The sequence below is a fragment of the Ensifer adhaerens genome (assembly GCF_000697965.2).
Taxonomy (GTDB): Bacteria; Pseudomonadota; Alphaproteobacteria; order Rhizobiales; family Rhizobiaceae; genus Ensifer; species Ensifer adhaerens.
Map to the genome: position 1 here is coordinate 800,650 of NZ_CP015880.1, position 16,039 is coordinate 816,688.

Below are 16,039 nucleotides of genomic sequence, written 5' to 3' on the forward strand. Positions count from 1 at the left end.
ACGGAAGGCGCGTGGAAGACCGCGCGCTGCTCCAGACCCGCTTTAACCGCGGTCCGGAATCCTGACCGAGATGATGGTCCCGACATTCTCGGTCGAGTGTATTCTCATGCTGCCGCCGTGCAGGCGGGTGAGTGAGCGCGAGATCGCGAGCCCGAGGCCGGATCCGCCCTTGCTCTTGGCGTACTGGCTCTGCACCTGTTCGAAGGGCTGACCGATCTTCTGCAATGCGTCGCGCGGAATGCCGATGCCGGAATCGGCGATCGTGAGCGTCACCGCGCCCGTCACCTTGCGTGCCCGAAGCGAAATCCGCCCGCCCTCATTGGTGAATTTGACCGCATTGGACAGAAGGTTGAGCAGCACCTGCTTCATTGCCCGCCGATCGGCGACCATGGTGAGGCCCGAGGAGATCTGCTGCACGACGTGAATGTTCTTCTGCTCCGCCGGTATGGTGGTGAAGCGCAGCGTCTCTTCGATCAACGGCGCAAGGTCGATCGTCTCGCGGCTGATGCGCATGTGCCCGGCCTCGATCTTCGACATGTCCAGGATGTCGTTGATGACGTTGAGCAGATGTTTGCCGCTTTCGTGGATGTCGCGTGAATACTCGTTGTACTTCTCCGAGCCGAGCGGCCCGAACATCTGGTTCTGCAGGATTTCCGAGAAGCCGAGGATGGCGTTGAGCGGCGTGCGCAGCTCATGTGACATGTTCGCGAGGAACTCGGACTTGGCGCGGTTGGCCGCCTCCGCACGGTCCTTCTCCGCCTGGTAGTTCGAATTGGCGACCGAGAGCTCGGTCTTCTGCCGCTCCAGCGTCATGCGCGAGGCCGAGAGGTCGCCGATCGTCGCCATCAGCCGCCGTTCGGATTCGCGCAGGCGCACCTGGTGCCGCTTCAGAAGCGTGATGTCGGTACCGACGGAGACAAGGCCGCCGTCGCGTGTGCGCCGCTCGTTGATCTGCAGCCAGCGCTCGTCGGCCAGCTGCACCTCGCTCGTCTGTGACTGGTTGCTGTGATCCGGGTCGGCGATCCGCCGCTCGACCACCGGCCGTGCTGCCGCCGTATGCACGGCTATGCGTTCGGTGCCGGGCACCAGGACGTGATCCGGAAGCTTGTAGGCCTCCTGGAAGTGGGTGTTGCACATGACGAGGCGGTCGTGCTTGTCCCAGAGCACGAAGGCCTCGGAGGTACATTCGATGGCGTCGGCGAGCCGCTGGTCGGCCTCCGCATAGCGCTGCGCAAGACGATGCTGTTCCGTCACGTCCATGGCGATGCCGATCAGATGCGCCCGGCCCGAGGCCGTGCGGATGATCTCGGCGCGGGCCCGTAGCCACACGTAGTGACCGTCCGCATGCCGCATGCGGAACACCTGGTCGATCTGGCGCGCGTCGCCACGCGCGATCGTGCGCGCCACGCTGTAGATGCCGTGATCATCCGGATGCATCAGCCTTGCGGCGTCACCGAAGGAGAGCACGCTGCTTTCGCCCGGCATGCCGAGCATTTCGTACATCGAGCGCGACCAGAACAGCCGACGGTTGGCAAGATCGAAATCCCAGAGGCCGCAACGGCCGCGCGAGAGCGCCGTCTCGACCCGCAGGTTCGATTCGGCAAAGACCGAATCGGCGTCGCGGGCACGCTTGGCCTGTATGTAATAGGCGTAGAGCACCATCAACAGGATCGCCGAGATACCTGCAAACAGGGTGACGTTCAGCGAAACCTCGTCTCGCCAGGTCGTTTCGAGCTGGGTGACCGGCGTTGCGGCCAGCACGACGCCAGCCGCATCGGGCAGCTGCGCCAGCGCCACGATGTGGTCGGCGCCTGCGATCGCCGTCTTCATGACGCTCGAATGTTCGCCGAAATATTGCAGCGTCGCGATGTCGGGCGCGGCCGCAGCGAGCGTGCGGCCGATGAGCGGTCCACCGCCTTCCGTGCTTGCAAAGATCCGCCCGTCCTTGCGCACCGCGAGGATGAACGTTCCGGGATCGAGCATGCCGGTCGGCAGAAACTGGCTGAAGCGTTGCTCCGCCTCGGCACGACGGCCCTCATCGAACAGCGCGACTCCGTCCGTCTGGAAGGCGGCGCCGGCGATCGCCGCCGCAAGACCGACGGTCTGGCGCGAACTTTCCTCCATGCGGGCGTGCTCGTCCATGATGCTGGACATGCGCGAAACCGCAACGATGATCAGGAATGCAATGATCAGGATCGGGATGGAGCGCTTGAGAACAGGCTCCGCGTTTGCCAGGCGGCGTGAAGCCGGCCCGGCAAAGATCTTCGCCTGCGAGATAAACTCCTGCTCCAGGCCGGTAACGCCTGGAAGCTTGAGTCGCAACCGCCCGTCGGCTGCGCTCGCTGGTCGCGCGTCCGCCATCTTTCCCAATTGTCTAAACCCTCTGATGATTCGGCGCGCCGCTCGCCCGAATCTGACTCAATGAATCACAGGGCGATTCGCCTTGTCCAGAGGCACTGGTAAAGATTTGTTAACCATTTCTTATCGTTGGAAAATAATAGGCCGGGCCACCTTGGTGGCCCGGCCCCAGGAAAATCAGGCGTTGGCGATGCTCAGGCCTTGAGCATGCGCTCGACGATGTCGCCGACATCGGCCGAAAGTTTCGACGCGCCGGCGATCTCTTTCAGCGCCTTGCGGGCATGCCCGGCACGTTTGTCCTCCAGCGAACGCCAGGAGCGCATGGAGGTCAGGATGCGGGCCGCAAGCTGCGGATTGCGCGGGTCGATGTCGAGGATCTGGCGCGCGAGGAACCGGTAGCCTTCGCCGTCGGCGCGGTTGAACCCGGTCGGGTTGGCGAAGGCATAGGTGCCTACCAGCGAGCGTACGCGGTTCGGATTGTTGCCGTTGAACAGTGGCTCGTTCATCAGCGCCTTGATGCGATCGAGCGTTCCAGCGCCCGGGATCGTCGCCTGCACGGCGAACCACTTGTCGATGACGAGCGCGTTGTCGGCGAAACGCTTGCGGAATGTTGCAAGCGCGTCTGTCGCCTCGGCCGAATCCGGGAAGCGGTGCGCCAGCAGCGCCAACGCATGGCTGAGATCGGTCATGTTGTTGGCGGCCGCAAAGGCCTTCGCGGCACGCTCGGGCCCTTCATCGGCCTGAACGAGGTAGGTGAGCGCGCTGTTGCGCAGTGCCCGCCTGCCGGCGCTTGCCGCATCCGGGCTGAACCCTCCGCTGGAGACGAGTTCGTCGGAGAGTTTGAGGAAGGTGTCGCGCCCGGCGGCCGCAACCGCTGTCAGGATCTGCTGGCGGGCCGCGTGGATCGCGTCCGGATCGTTGTTGGTGCCGATCTCGCGGGCGATATCGGATTCGCTCGGCAAGGCCAGCGCCTGCGAACGGAAGGCCGGCTCCAGGCTGTTGTCGGCGGCGGCCCGGATCAGGCCGTCGATCAGGGCCTTGTCCGAGGTGACCGGCTTGCCGGCGCGGACATTCGCCGTCGCCTCGACCAGATTGCCAAGCGCAATGGCATTGAGCGCCTGCCAGCGGGCGAAGAGGTCGCTTTCGTGATGCGCGATCAGCGCCAGATCGTCGGCATTCTGCTCGATATGCAGGTTGATCGGCGCGGAGAAGCTGCGGTTGAACGACGGAACCGGGCGCGAGGGGATGCCCGAGAAGACCACCGTCTGATTGCGCTCTGTCAGATGCAGGACATCGTCGGTCATGTCGGCGCCGGAAACGGCGGCAAGCGCGGCTTCGCTGCCGTCTTCGAGCAGCAGACCCATCTTCAGCGGAATGTGCATCGCTTCCTTGGCGCTCTGTCCGGGCGTCGGCGGCACGGTCTGTTCGAGCGACAGGGTGAAGGTCTGCTTGGTCGCGTCATAGGCGCCCGAAGCGGTGACCAGCGGCGTTCCGGCCTGGTGATACCAGAGCGCGAACTGGCGCAGATCCCGACCGCTTGCCGCCTCGAAGCAGGCGACGAAATCCTCGATCGTCACCGCCTGGCCGTCGTGCCGGTCGAAATAGAGATCCATACCCTTCTTGAACAGATCGCGGCCGAGGATGGTCGCGATCATGCGGGTGACTTCCGATCCCTTTTCGTAGACGGTCGTCGTGTAGAAGTTGTTGATTTCGCGGTATTTCGTCGGGCGCACCGGATGGGCGAGGGGACCTGCATCCTCCGGGAACTGTTCCGACTTCAGATGCCGCACTTCGGCGATGCGCTTGACCGCGCGCGAGCGCATGTCGGCGGAGAACTCGTGGTCGCGGTAGACCGTCAGGCCTTCCTTCAGGCAGAGCTGGAACCAGTCGCGGCAGGTGATGCGGTTGCCGGTCCAGTTGTGGAAGTATTCGTGCGCGATGATCGCCTCGATGTTGGCGTAGTCCGCATCGGTCGCCGTTTCCGGGTCCGCAAGCACGTATTTGTCGTTGAAGATGTTGAGGCCCTTGTTCTCCATGGCGCCCATGTTGAAGTCGGAGACGGCGACGATCATGAAGATGTCGAGGTCGTATTCGCGACCAAAGGCCTCTTCGTCCCACTTCATCGAGCGCTTGAGCGCATCCATGGCATAGGAGGCGCGAGGCTCCTTGCCGTGTTCGACATAGATCTTCAAGGCAACGTCGCGGCCGGACATCGTTGTGAACGTATCCTCGACCACGCCGAGGTCGCCGGCGACCAGCGCAAAGAGATAGCTCGGCTTCGGATGCGGATCGAACCAGGCGGCGAAGTGACGGCCGTCGCCCATGTCGGCGCCGCCGAGATAGTTGCCGTTCGAAAGCAGGAGGGGAGAGGACGCCTTGTCGGCGATGATGTTGACCGTGTAGACGGCAAGTACATCGGGACGATCGGGGAAATAGGTGATGCGGCGGAAGCCTTCGGCCTCGCACTGGGTGCTGTAGACGCCGTTGGTGCGGTAGAGCCCCATCAGCTGCGTATTGGTCTCGGGCGAAAGCAGGGTGGTGATGGTGATTTCGAACGGGGCGGTTTCGGGCAGGCCGCGGATCGTCAGCGTATCCTCGGCGACATCGTAGAGCGTCGTCGCAAGCTCTTCCTGGTCGAGCAGCAGGCCGGTCATGGTCAACTCGTCGCCATCAAGCACGAGCGGCGCGGCACTGTCGACACCTTCGCGGCGATGGAAGATCAGCCTGGCCTCGACCTTGGTCTCCTTCGGGTCGAGCTCGAAGGTCAGATCCACTCTCTCCAGAACGAAGTCGGTCGGCCGGTAGTCTTCCAGATGAATGATCTGGCCAGTATTTGTCCGCATGGTCAGTCCCGCTTGCACCGTTCTACTGGAGAATTTGTAGAGGGTGCCTGTGATGGTGAAAAGGCCAAGGGGCGAAAAGCTGGGCTGTGCCACACGATTGTGATGCCGGCGACCGCACTTCCGACAGAAAAGACATGGCGCCCGTTATTCTTCCCGCTCCCTTATCGGACCGATGTGTATCGAAGTGGGACTAACAAGACATGAATTGGAAAGGTTTTTTTCGGGGCAGCTAAAGAAAAGCCGGCCGCCCTACTGTCGAAGGTTAATCGATCAAGAAAAAACGTCATTCATCACGAAGTTTGATCCGACTTTCGAGAAAAGCGTCGCTAAGGTGGCCCGGTCCTGCAGCGGTGCTCTCCGCTGAAAAATCTCCAAACCAGCCCGCGTGCCAGCTGATCGCCGGTCAAGGCTGTTCGAAAAGTGCCCTCAATGGATGCGGAAGTCGAAAGCCCGATGAAGGGGATCCTGCTCAAGGTCCTTTCAGTCGTCATTTTCGTTTGCATGTCGACGCTGATCAAGGCGGCCGGAAACGAGATCGCCACCGGCCAGATCACCTTCTACCGCTCGGCCTTCGCCATGGTGCCGATCCTCGGCTATCTCGCCTTCCGCGGACAGCTGCGCGACGCCTTCAAGACCGAAGATTTTACCGGCCATATCGCTCGCGGCTTCGTCGGCATTCTCGCAATGAGCTTCGGTTTTTACGGCCTCGTACACCTGCCGCTGCCTGAAGCCATCGCCATCGGCTATGCCATGCCGCTGATCGCCGTCGCCTTCGCCGCGATTTTTCTAGGCGAGTCGGTGCGGCTCTACCGTTGGTCGGCCGTTGTCATCGGGCTGGTCGGCGTGATGATCATCACCTGGCCACGGCTGACCCTTTTTCGCGAAGGCGGCTTCGGTTCGCTGGAGGCACTGGGCGCTGCTGCCGTGCTGGTTTCGGCGGCCCTGGGCGCAGTTGCCATGGTGCTGGTGCGAAAACTCGTCAAGAATGAACGCACCCACACGATCGTGCTCTATTTCTCGCTGTCGGCCTCGGTCTTCTCTCTCGCGACCTTGCCCTTCGGCTGGCCGTCGATCTCGCGCGAGGCCTTCCTGTTGCTGATGGTCGCCGGTTTCTGTGGCGGTGTCGCCCAGATCCTTTTGACCGAAAGCTATCGCCATGCCGACATGTCGACCATCGCACCGTTCGAATACACTTCGATCGTGCTCGGCCTGATCATCGGCTACTTCCTGTTCGACGATATCCCGACGGCCGCCATGCTCGTCGGCACGGCTATCGTCGTCGGTGCAGGCATCTTCATCATTTTCCGTGAGCATCGGCTTGGCCTCGAGCGCCGGGGCGCTCGCAAGCATGTGACGCCGCAGGGCTGAGCCACGGCCTACGGCCGCGGGTTTTCCCAGGCAGGAACCGTATCGTCGTCGATCAGCGGTTCCTGTGCCGCCTGCTGGGCAGCCGGGCTCGTCACATCAGGGCCGGGCGTCGGCATGACGCTCGTTGCCTGGAAGTCGGTCTTGACGACGAGCCCCTTGTGCTGCTCGCGCCGCAGAATGCGCCAGGCTGCATAGCCGCCATAGAGCGCGAAGTAGACGGCAAGGACGAGAAACAGCGCCGCCGGGCCGAAACGATCCATGACCGGACCGACCATCAGCGGGCCGGAAATCGTGCCGAGCCCGTAGGTGATCATCAGGCCCGAGGATGTTTCGACATACTCGTTGGGTTTGGCGAGATCATTGGCATGGGCGACGTTCAGTGCGTAGATCGGGAACAGCACCGATCCGACGAAAGCGGCGATGATGTAGAGAACGGCGGGCTGGCTGCCGATCGATGCCGACATCACCAGGCACGAGATGACGCCGACGATGCCGCAGCCAACCATGACGATGCGCCGGTCGATCTTGTCGGAGAGACGTCCGATCGGGATTTGCGAGAGGGCGCTGCCGGTCAATAGCGAGGCGAGCAGTGTCGCGCCTTCCGCCGTCGAAAGTCCGATCTTCTGGGTGAAGACCCCGCCGAGGTTCAGCCAGGCGCCGGAGAGCGCACCGGCGAGAAAACCGCCGACGACGGCGACCGGCGAGCGGCGGAAGAGGGCGGGGATATCGAACTTCGCCTGTGCCGGTGGCGCGGGCATGGGAGAGGAGGAGAGCGCCGTCGGCAATAGCGCCAGCGAGAACAGCACGCTGCAGAGCATGAACAGCGACGTGTTAGTCGGATCTCCGAGCGGCACCATGTACTGCCCGCCGATCGTGCCGACCATCGTCGTGATCAGGTAGAGCGAAAAGAGCAGGCCGCGGTTCTCGTTGGTGACGCGCTCATTGAGCCAGCTCTCGATGACGAGATAACTGCCGGAGATGGCAAAGCCGGCAATGGCACGGAAGACGATCCAGGCGCGCCAGTCGACGATGAGGCCGCAGAGCAGGATAGCTATGGAGAGCAGCGTGATCAGCGCGGTGAAGACGCGCACATGGCCGACACGCAGCACGAATTTCGGCGTGACGACGCAGGAAAGGGTGAAGCCGACCGTATAGCCGGTGGCGATCACCGAGACCGTCAGCGTCGACCAGTTCTCGGCGACGGAACGCACGGGGATCACATAGCTCTGCAGGCCGAAGCCGACCATCATGAGCAGGGTCGACACCATCAGGCTGAAGACGGAAGCGAGGCTGGCCAGCATCGGCGCTCCTGGAAACGTGGCGCTTCGTCATTTGTCCGATGACAAGCAAACGCAGATGGAGCGAGGAACGGTCTGGCAGGGCCGGATGAGCCTGACACTCCTTAGTCGGGACGAGTGTGGCTCTATCCAGTTTTTTACGCCCTGTCGATTGCGACAGGCGATGGCAAAAAGGCGGTGCTTATACCTGCGGGCAGCAGTCAGTTCGGCAGCAACGGGCTCACGGCCGTGCGATGGGCGCGGCGTGCATCCTTCTTGGTGCTGAGAACGGTATATTCGCGCGAGGCGCGCACGGCCGTACCGATGTCGGAGATCGAATCGAGCAGGACCTTGAGGCTGGCAATCGGCTTGGTCATGGGTTCGTTCCTTTCTTCGTGTCGGGTCAAACGATGCGTCACGCGATACGCAAAAGCCGCGTATCGCGTGGGGATCAGCGCTGGATGAAGTCGGCGAAAATCTGCGCCGGACGGGTGGTCCGGGCGAGGCCAATCGCGGTCATCTGCTCGTTGGCTGCCGTGCCAAAGCGGTTGAACGGCGTCCGGTAAGCAGCGCCAGTGTGGCGGAGCGTCTCAAAGCTGCTGTGGATCGGACGAAAGCGGGCAGTCATGGTTCAATTCCTTAAATTCCATTCCTCCCGTGCCGGTATATTGCGCTGCAACATAACGTTTTGCAATGCGTCAAAATGCGCCGCTGATATGCGCAAACCGCATGGCTTTCTTCATTCTTTGTTCATGAAACGGGCAAGCGGCCGGGAGCACGATCCGGGCAGGGCGCTTTCCTTAGGATCAGCCGTGAATGCGGGCCTTGAAGGCAAGCAGGTCCTGCCAGGCGAAGCGCTTGTTGATCGGCGCCGTCACCAGGTCTTGCGGATGCAGCGTGGCAAGGGTCGGCACGTTAATGCCGCCGATCGCAAGCTCGCGCCATTCGCCGCGAAGCTGGTGGATCGTGTCGTTGCCGCCGAAGAAGAAACGGGCGGTGAAATTGCCGAGCAGCAGCAGATGCTTAGGCTCTGCCAGCGCGATCTGGCGTTCGATGAAGGGTCGGCAGATATCGGCCTCGCGCGCCGTCGGCACGCGGTTACCCGGCGGGCGCCAGGGCACGACATTGCTCAAGAGCACGCTCTCGCGCGTAAGACCGATGCCCGCCATCATCCGGGTCAGCATCTCGCCGAGGCGGCCCGCAAAAGGCTGGCCGTCGCGATCGTCGTCGGCATAGGGCATCGGGCCGACGATCATGATGCCGCTTGCCGGATCACCCTCGGCAAAGACCAGATTGCGGGCGCTGTTCCTGAGATTACAGCCGGCAAAACCTTCCATCGCAACGCGGAGCTCGGCGAGCGACCGGGCCGATTCGGCGGCAAAGCGCGCCTCTTCGATCGCCTGCGCATCGGGGATGGCGACCGCAGGGGCGTTCGCGACTGGGGCAGGTGCGCGGGAAGGGGTGGGAGCAGCGGCCGCCGCTGTCTGGCGCGCCGTCGGTTGCGAAGCGGGTGCCTCCGTCCGGTTGCTGGTTGCCGCCACGCGGGCGTTGCCGCGTGCTGCCTTCATCGCCTCGAACTCGGCGAAACGGTCGACCGGTTCCTCTTCCAGCAGCCATTCGACGCCCGCATCGCCGTGGAAGGCGAGAAGGGCGGCAAGCTGCGCCGGAGAAAGGTCGTTGGCGGAAATCATGGCCGCCAACCTAGCCCATAAGCGGCCGGACCGGAACCGCTTTTCCGGCGCTCGACCCTCCTATCCAAGGTCATGCACATCCGGTTCGCGCGTCGGCTCAGGCCGCATTCGCGGTCCAGTGGGCGATGTCCTCGTGCTCGCCGATCAGCGCCAGGCCATGGGCGATCGACAGCAGTTCGCCGCCGCTCTCGATCCGGTCGGCATCGAAACGCCGCTCGAAGATGCCGCGTACGGCCGGAACGAAGGAGGTGCCGCCGGTCAAGAACACCTTGTCGATCGTCTCGGGTGCCGTTGCCGTCGACTGCAGCACATCATCCAGCGCGCCCTCGATGCGGGCGAGCTCCGGCGCGATCCAGCCTTCGAAATCGCTGCGGCGAACGGTGCGGCGCGACATTTCGCCGAGCGGGGCGAAATAGAACTCGGTCTCGTCCTCCTTCGACAGTTGCATCTTCGTGGCCGAGATCGCGTTGTAGAGCGGATAGCCCTCGTCATGCTCGATCAGGTCAACGAAGGCCTCGAGCTTTTCCGGCTCCAGGCTCTGGCGCACGAGCTTCTTCAGATCGGTGAAATCTTTCAGTGTCTTGAAGATCGAAAGCTGATTCCAGCGGCCGAAATTCGCGTAGTAGTTCGACGGCACTTCAAGCAGCTTGTCGAAGCTCTTGAACAGACTCCCCTTTCCGATCAGTGGCGAGACGACGTTGTCGATGATGCGGAAGTCGAAATGGTCGCCGGCGATGCCCACGCCCGAATGGCCGATCGGGGTTGCCGTCAGGCGCCCGGCCTTGGTCTCGAAGCGGATCAGCGAATAGTCGGTGGTGCCGCCGCCGAAGTCGGCGACGAGCACAGTTGCGTCCTGCTTCAGGTTCTGGGCGAAGTAGAAGGCCGCTGCCACCGGTTCGTAGACGTAGTGCACCTCCGGAAAGCCGAATTCGGAGAGGGCTGCGCCATAGCGCTCGAGCGCCAGCGCAGGGTCGGGGCTGGAGCCGGCAAAGTGCACCGGACGGCCGACGACGATGCGGCTGTACTGGTCCGCCCAGCCGTCACCGGCATAGTCGCGCAGCTTGGTCAGGAACACGCGCATCAGGTCTTCGAAGCTGTGGCGCTTGGCAAAGACCTGCGTGCCCTGGAAGAGGGGGCTTGCGGCAAAGGTCTTGATCGACTGCAGGAAACGACAGTCACCGGGATTGTCGATGAAGGCGCGGATTGCGGCCTGGCCCGCCTCGACCTTCAGCGCCTGGGCGCCAAGCTTGGCATCCTTCATGAAGGAGAGGGCAGTACGCATGGCATCGGTCGAGCCGGCGAGGCTGTCGAAGCGCATCGAGTGGGTCGTTTCGCCCGCGGCAACCGCCAGAACGGAATTGGTGGTGCCGAAATCAAAGCCGAGTGCCTTGACCATGAGTGTCTCCTTGCATCTGGCGTCGCTTCGCCGCCCGGAGTGGGGCCGGTGGCGCGCGACGCAACATGAATTCCGTGGGCCGCTTTCGGGGATCGATGGGCGGCCGGCTTCAAAGCCGAAAGACACGCCGTCCGGACGCCGAGAGGCGCCTTGCCGCGTGCCGATTGCGAATGGGGTGTGCCAGCGCGTACCGCTGGAAGGGTGCGGCGGCCTCGTCGCACGGCTCTTCGGCAAAAGCAAGGCCGCATGGGTCATAGCTTCGCTGCGCGACAAATTGATTTATTTACGTTTACGTACACGTCATATAGATATTTGCCTATACTCATGACCTCATGCGCAAAAGCGGGCATCGTCTGTCGCATCCCGGCTCGACAAGCCAAACTGCATTTGCCATGACGGAATGATATGCCCTGGGAACGGAGCCGGCAGAAGACCGGTGAGACTGGAGAGACGGTATGACCGAACAAGACCTGCCCGAACGCGAGAGCATGGAGTTCGACGTTGTGATCGTGGGTGCGGGGCCGGCGGGTCTTGCGGCGGCGATCCGGCTGAAGCAGGTCAATCCGGAGCTTTCGGTCGTCGTGCTCGAAAAGGGCGCTGAAGTCGGTGCGCATATCCTGTCGGGCGCCGTCGTCGATCCCATCGGCATCGACCGCTTGCTGCCGGACTGGCGCGCCGACGCCGACCATCCGTTCAAGACCGAGGTGACGGACGATCATTTCCTGTTCTTGGGACCCGCCGGCTCGATCCGCCTGCCGAACTTCCTGATGCCGCCGCTGATGAACAATCACGGCAACTACATCGTATCGCTTGGGCTCGTCTGTCGCTGGCTGGCGACCAAGGCGGAGGAACTCGGCGTCGAGATCTATCCGGGTTTTGCCGCCACCGAAGTGCTCTACAACGACGAGGGTGCGGTCATCGGGGTTGCCACCGGCGACATGGGCATCGAGCGGAACGGCGAACCGGGCCCGAACTTCGCCCGCGGCATGGCGCTCTTGGGCAAATACACGCTGATCGGCGAGGGCGTGCGCGGTTCGCTTGCCAAGCAGCTGATCGCCAAGTTCGATCTCTCCAGGGACAGCGACGTCCAGAAGTTCGGCATCGGTCTGAAAGAGCTCTGGCAGGTCAAGCCCGAGAACCATCGCCCGGGTCTGGTGCAGCACTCCTTCGGCTGGCCGCTCGGCATGAAGACCGGCGGCGGCTCGTTCCTCTACCACCTCGAAGACAACATGGTCGCCGTCGGCTTCGTCGTGCACCTCAACTACAAGAACCCCTATCTCTTCCCCTTCGAGGAGTTCCAGCGCTTCAAGACGCATCCGGCGATCCGCGGCACGTTCGAGGGCGGCAAGCGGCTTTCCTATGGCGCACGTGCGATCACCGAGGGCGGTTACCAGTCGGTACCGAAGTTGTCCTTCCCCGGTGGTGCGCTGATCGGCTGTTCGGCCGGTCTCGTCAACGTGCCGCGCATCAAGGGCAGCCACAATGCGGTACTTTCAGGCATTCTAGCGGCCGAGAAGCTGGCGGCGGCGATCGCCTCTGGCCGCGCCAATGACGAGCCGATCGAGATCGAACGCGGCTGGCGCGACAGCGCCATCGGCCAGGACCTGAAGCGGGTGAGGAACGTCAAGCCGCTGTGGTCGAAGTTCGGCACGGCGATCGGCGTTGGGCTCGGCGGTCTCGACATGTGGACCAACCAGCTGTTCGGCTTCTCCTTCTTCGGCACGCTGAAGCACGGAAAGACCGACGCGCAGTCGCTCGAACCCGCAGCGCAGCACCAGAAGATCGACTATCCGAAGCCGGATGGGGTCCTGACCTTCGACCGGCTGTCGTCGGTGTTCCTGTCGAACACCAACCACGAGGAAGACCAGCCGGTTCACTTGCAGGTGAAGGATATGGAGCTGCAGAAGCGCTCCGAGCATGACGTCTATGCCGGTCCGTCGACGCGCTACTGTCCGGCCGGCGTCTACGAATGGGTGGAGAAGGACGGGAAGGACGTCTTCGTCATCAACGCCCAGAACTGCGTGCACTGCAAGACCTGCGACATCAAGGACCCGAACCAGAACATCAACTGGGTGCCGCCGCAGGGTGGCGAAGGCCCGGTCTATCCGAACATGTGAGTTCGGGAGGCGGTCTTAGATCCGCGGCCATTGAGGTTTACAAAGGCGCCGGCGGCCATTGGCCACGGCGCCTTTGTCGTTTCATGCCTTCGCCCAGATGCGATCAACGAAATCGGCAATCAGCGGTGCGATCTCCGGCAGGTTTTCTTCCAGCGCGAAGTGGCCGGTATCGAACAGGTGGAGCTCGGCCTCAGGAAGGTCGGTGAGGAAGGCGCGAGCGCCCTTCTCTGTGAAGAAGGGATCGTTACGGCCCCAGGTGATCAGGGTCGGCGGCCGTTCGCGGCGCAGCCACTCTTGCCATTCGCCGTAGCGGGCAAGGTTGCTCTTGTAGTCGAAGGCAAGATCGATCTGCGGCTGGCGGCGATCCGGGCGATCGAGGAAGTGCTGATCCATGGTCCAGCCGTCAGGTGCGACCAGGTCCGGATCCTTCGTCCCGCCGACATATTGCGCACGGGTCATCTCCAAGGTCAGCAACTGTCGCACCTGCTCTTCAGCGCCTTCGTCCTCGGATTTGAGCGCAATGAAGTCGCGGGCAATGTCGGAAAGCCCCTCCAGATAGGCATTGCCGTTCTGGACGATCAGCCCGGCAATGCGCTCGGGCTTTCTGCTTGCAAGACGAAACCCGACGGGCGCGCCGAAATCGAAGGCGTAGAGGACGAAGCATTTCAGCGCGAGCGCATCCACGAACGCTTCCATGACATCCGCCAGCTTGTCGAAACTGTAGACGAAACTGCCGCCTTCGTTCGTCGAGGTCGGCGCGTCGCTATGCCCGAAGCCCGGATAGTCAGGCGCGATCAGACGGTAGTCGCTGCCAAGCGCGTCCATTAGCCGCCGGTACTGGTGGGAAGACGAGGGGAAGCCGTGCAGAAGCAGGATTGTCGGGAAATCGGCCGGCGCTCCGGTCGGCACGCTCTCGCGGTAGAAGACGCGGACGCCTCCGGCCTCGATGAACCGGTGGCGGATCGATGGAATGCTATGCCTGCTCATTTAACACTCCTATTGGTAATATTTATGCATTAGAATTGCGCCAGAAAGCCTAATGCGTCAATATCGAAATTATGCATTATGTGAGGCCTGCATGGATCTGGTTCCTTTCGTCGGAGAGCCCCTTGCTCTCGATCTCGTCAACACTCGCCCTTTGACCGCGAGCGGCCGTGTCGATCTCTTCGCGGCCGATGGCGGGCTCGCGCATTGGCTGGCGTTGGAGGGGCCTCGCATGTCGGATGTCGCGTTTGCCAGCATCGGTGCGGCCGACGCCGACGATCTCGCGCCAGTCCTTGCCGTCCGCTCGCATGCGGCGTCGGCCATCGCACATGTGATGGACAGGCAACCTGTTCCGGCCGCGGATATCGAGGGCCTTAACGCGGCAATGGAGGCAGCACCGGTCGTCCGCCGTCTCGATTGGACCGATCCGCCGCGGCTCGTCAGCGAAAGAACGGCGGAGCCCATGGTCCAGCTAGCCGGTTTCCTCGCCGAGGACGCTGCGGCGTTGCTTGCCGGCGGCGACGCCAGGCTGATCCGCAAATGCGAGGCGCAGGATTGTGTGATGCTGTTCGTCGGCAGCAATGCCCGGCGGCGTTGGTGCTCGGCGGCGCGCTGCGGAAACCGGGTGCGCGTGTCGCGCTATTACCAGCGCAGCAAAACGTCCTGACGACCACTTCAACGATGCGCAAATATTAGGAAAGGCACCCGTTGACGCAAATGGGAAAGTCCTTGCCGGAAAAGCCCGTTAGCTTTCATGATGTCATCGGCTTGAAGCCGACGGATCTGCAGGCCGTTCGGTCCCTGTTGTCTTGAGTTGGACCGAGCCCTGTGACGCTGTCGATCCCCGCGGTGAGATCGGCAGTGCGACGGGATGCACCGCCAAAACAAGGGAACGGAAATGAAGAAGCTTCTTGCAACGACTTGCCTGGCCGCGGGCCTCTTTGGCCTCGCCGGCGCAGCTTCGGCCGCCGAATGCGGCGACGTGACGATCGCCAACATGAACTGGCAGAGCGCCGAGGTGCTGGCGAGTGTCGACAAGATCATCCTGACGGAAGGCTACGGCTGCAATGCCGAATTGGTGGTCGGAGACACCGTGCCGACGATCACCTCGATGATCGAAAAGGGCCAGCCGGATGTCGCACCCGAAGGCTGGGTCGACCTGCTTCCGGATGTCGTCAATCGCGGCCTCGAGGAGGGCAAGCTCGTCGGCGCCGCCGTGGCGCTCTCCGATGGCGCCGTCCAGGGCTGGTGGGTGCCGAAATACATCGTCGATGCCAATCCCGACATCAAGACGATCGATGACGCCTTGAAGCATAAGGAACTATTCCCGGATCCGGAAGACGCAAGCAAGGGCGCCGTCTTCAACGGCCCGCAGGGCTGGGGCGGCACGGTCGTGACGACGCAGCTTTATAAAGCCTATGGCGGCGAAACGGCTGGCTTCACGCTGGTCGATACCGGTTCGGCCGCCGGCCTCGATGGCTCGATCGCCAAGGCCTATGAGCGCAAGCAGGGCTGGGTCGGCTACTACTGGGCGCCGACGGCCCTTCTCGGCAAGTACGAGATGGTGAAGCTTGAGCATGGTGTGGCCGCCGATCCGGCCGAATGGAAGCGCTGCAACACGGTTGCCGATTGCCCGGATCCCAAGAAGAACGACTGGCCGAAGGACAAGGTCCAGACGCTGGTGACCAAGGCCTTCGCCGATCGCGCCGGCCCGGCTATGGATTACCTCAACAAGCGCGCCTGGACCAACGACACGGTCAACAAGCTGATGGCCTGGATGACCGACAATCAGGCGAGCGGGGAGGAGGGCGCCAAGCACTTCCTGCAGGAAAACCCCGATATCTGGACCCCGTGGGTTTCGCCCGAGGTCGCCGAAAAGGTGAAGGCCGCGCTCTGATCGCGATGGTCATAACCAGCGGGCGGCGCAGTCATGTGCGCCGCCTCTTCGTTCGAGGTCCGGCAAAGGCAAAACAACAATCGCGGCCGGCGAAATCTGAAGGGGAAA

At 62.7% G+C, this 16,039-nt stretch carries 12 protein-coding genes; 4 read left to right on the plus strand and 8 right to left on the minus strand.

Annotated features, from left to right (window positions below; translation table 11 throughout):
• Window positions 1-42: 42 nt before the first annotated feature.
• Window positions 43-2,370 carry a PAS domain-containing sensor histidine kinase gene (locus tag FA04_RS03810; RefSeq protein WP_034789389.1) on the minus strand — a complete coding sequence of 776 codons (2,328 nt, stop codon included), beginning with the start codon at window positions 2,368-2,370 and terminating at the stop codon, window positions 43-45.
• Window positions 2,371-2,552: 182 nt separating this feature from the next.
• Window positions 2,553-5,201, minus strand: a complete 2,649-nt coding sequence (gene pepN, locus FA04_RS03815) for an aminopeptidase N (protein WP_034789400.1) — start codon at window positions 5,199-5,201, stop codon at window positions 2,553-2,555.
• Between the two features lie 429 nt (window positions 5,202-5,630).
• Between pepN and FA04_RS03820 the strand changes: the two genes are divergently transcribed.
• On the plus strand, window positions 5,631-6,569 hold the full coding sequence (locus FA04_RS03820) for a DMT family transporter (protein ID WP_034789404.1): 939 nt from the start codon (window positions 5,631-5,633) through the stop codon (window positions 6,567-6,569).
• 8 nt (window positions 6,570-6,577) lie between these two features.
• On the opposite strand, the gene FA04_RS03825 is transcribed toward FA04_RS03820, so the two are convergent.
• The 5 genes from FA04_RS03825 to FA04_RS03835 form a co-directional block, all read right to left on the minus strand.
• The gene (locus FA04_RS03825; RefSeq protein WP_034789411.1) at window positions 6,578-7,870 is read right to left on the minus strand and encodes an MFS transporter; all 1,293 of its coding nucleotides are present in this window, start codon (window positions 7,868-7,870) and stop codon (window positions 6,578-6,580) included.
• 197 nt (window positions 7,871-8,067) lie between these two features.
• A complete protein-coding gene (locus tag FA04_RS35000; protein ID WP_089043881.1) occupies window positions 8,068-8,223 on the minus strand; it encodes a hypothetical protein in 156 nt (51 codons plus the stop codon).
• Between the two features lie 74 nt (window positions 8,224-8,297).
• Entirely contained in the window at window positions 8,298-8,474 is a 177-nt protein-coding gene (locus FA04_RS35005) for a hypothetical protein (RefSeq protein ID WP_089043882.1), read from the minus strand.
• Between the two features lie 178 nt (window positions 8,475-8,652).
• Window positions 8,653-9,537: a uracil-DNA glycosylase gene (locus FA04_RS03830; protein WP_034789494.1), complete on the minus strand. Its 885-nt coding sequence runs from the start codon at window positions 9,535-9,537 to the stop codon at window positions 8,653-8,655.
• Between the two features lie 97 nt (window positions 9,538-9,634).
• On the minus strand, window positions 9,635-10,933 hold the full coding sequence (locus FA04_RS03835) for an Hsp70 family protein (protein WP_034789413.1): 1,299 nt from the start codon (window positions 10,931-10,933) through the stop codon (window positions 9,635-9,637).
• A gap of 455 nt (window positions 10,934-11,388) precedes the next feature.
• Between FA04_RS03835 and FA04_RS03840 the strand changes: the two genes are divergently transcribed.
• Complete coding sequence (locus FA04_RS03840; protein ID WP_064816983.1) at window positions 11,389-13,050, plus strand: electron transfer flavoprotein-ubiquinone oxidoreductase; 1,662 nt, start codon at window positions 11,389-11,391, stop codon at window positions 13,048-13,050.
• A gap of 81 nt (window positions 13,051-13,131) precedes the next feature.
• Here the strand turns inward: FA04_RS03840 and FA04_RS03845 are convergent, their stop codons facing one another.
• The gene (locus FA04_RS03845; protein ID WP_034804224.1) at window positions 13,132-14,037 is read right to left on the minus strand and encodes an alpha/beta fold hydrolase; all 906 of its coding nucleotides are present in this window, start codon (window positions 14,035-14,037) and stop codon (window positions 13,132-13,134) included.
• Between the two features lie 91 nt (window positions 14,038-14,128).
• Between FA04_RS03845 and FA04_RS03850 the strand changes: the two genes are divergently transcribed.
• Together FA04_RS03850 and FA04_RS03855 are read left to right on the plus strand one after the other, a co-directional pair.
• Entirely contained in the window at window positions 14,129-14,701 is a 573-nt protein-coding gene (locus FA04_RS03850) for a CGNR zinc finger domain-containing protein (RefSeq protein ID WP_034804222.1), read from the plus strand.
• A gap of 231 nt (window positions 14,702-14,932) precedes the next feature.
• Window positions 14,933-15,931, plus strand: a complete 999-nt coding sequence (locus FA04_RS03855; RefSeq protein ID WP_034804335.1) for an ABC transporter substrate-binding protein — start codon at window positions 14,933-14,935, stop codon at window positions 15,929-15,931.
• Window positions 15,932-16,039: the final 108 nt, after the last annotated feature.

Bases quoted from the DNA above. Each gene is read 5' to 3' on its own strand.
- FA04_RS03855 (WP_034804335.1), top strand. From the start codon at position 14,933: ATGAAGAAGCTTCTTGCAACGACTTGCCTGGCCGCGGGCCTCTTTGGC.
- FA04_RS03820 (WP_034789404.1), top strand. From the start codon at position 5,631: ATGGATGCGGAAGTCGAAAGCCCGATGAAGGGGATCCTGCTCAAGGTC.
- pepN (WP_034789400.1), bottom strand. From the start codon at position 5,201: ATGCGGACAAATACTGGCCAGATCATTCATCTGGAAGACTACCGGCCG.
- FA04_RS35000 (WP_089043881.1), bottom strand. From the start codon at position 8,223: ATGACCAAGCCGATTGCCAGCCTCAAGGTCCTGCTCGATTCGATCTCC.
- FA04_RS03840 (WP_064816983.1), top strand. From the start codon at position 11,389: ATGACCGAACAAGACCTGCCCGAACGCGAGAGCATGGAGTTCGACGTT.
- FA04_RS35005 (WP_089043882.1), bottom strand. From the start codon at position 8,474: ATGACTGCCCGCTTTCGTCCGATCCACAGCAGCTTTGAGACGCTCCGC.
- FA04_RS03845 (WP_034804224.1), bottom strand. From the start codon at position 14,037: ATGAGCAGGCATAGCATTCCATCGATCCGCCACCGGTTCATCGAGGCC.
- FA04_RS03835 (WP_034789413.1), bottom strand. From the start codon at position 10,933: ATGGTCAAGGCACTCGGCTTTGATTTCGGCACCACCAATTCCGTTCTG.
- FA04_RS03830 (WP_034789494.1), bottom strand. From the start codon at position 9,537: ATGATTTCCGCCAACGACCTTTCTCCGGCGCAGCTTGCCGCCCTTCTC.
- FA04_RS03850 (WP_034804222.1), top strand. From the start codon at position 14,129: ATGGATCTGGTTCCTTTCGTCGGAGAGCCCCTTGCTCTCGATCTCGTC.
- FA04_RS03825 (WP_034789411.1), bottom strand. From the start codon at position 7,870: ATGCTGGCCAGCCTCGCTTCCGTCTTCAGCCTGATGGTGTCGACCCTG.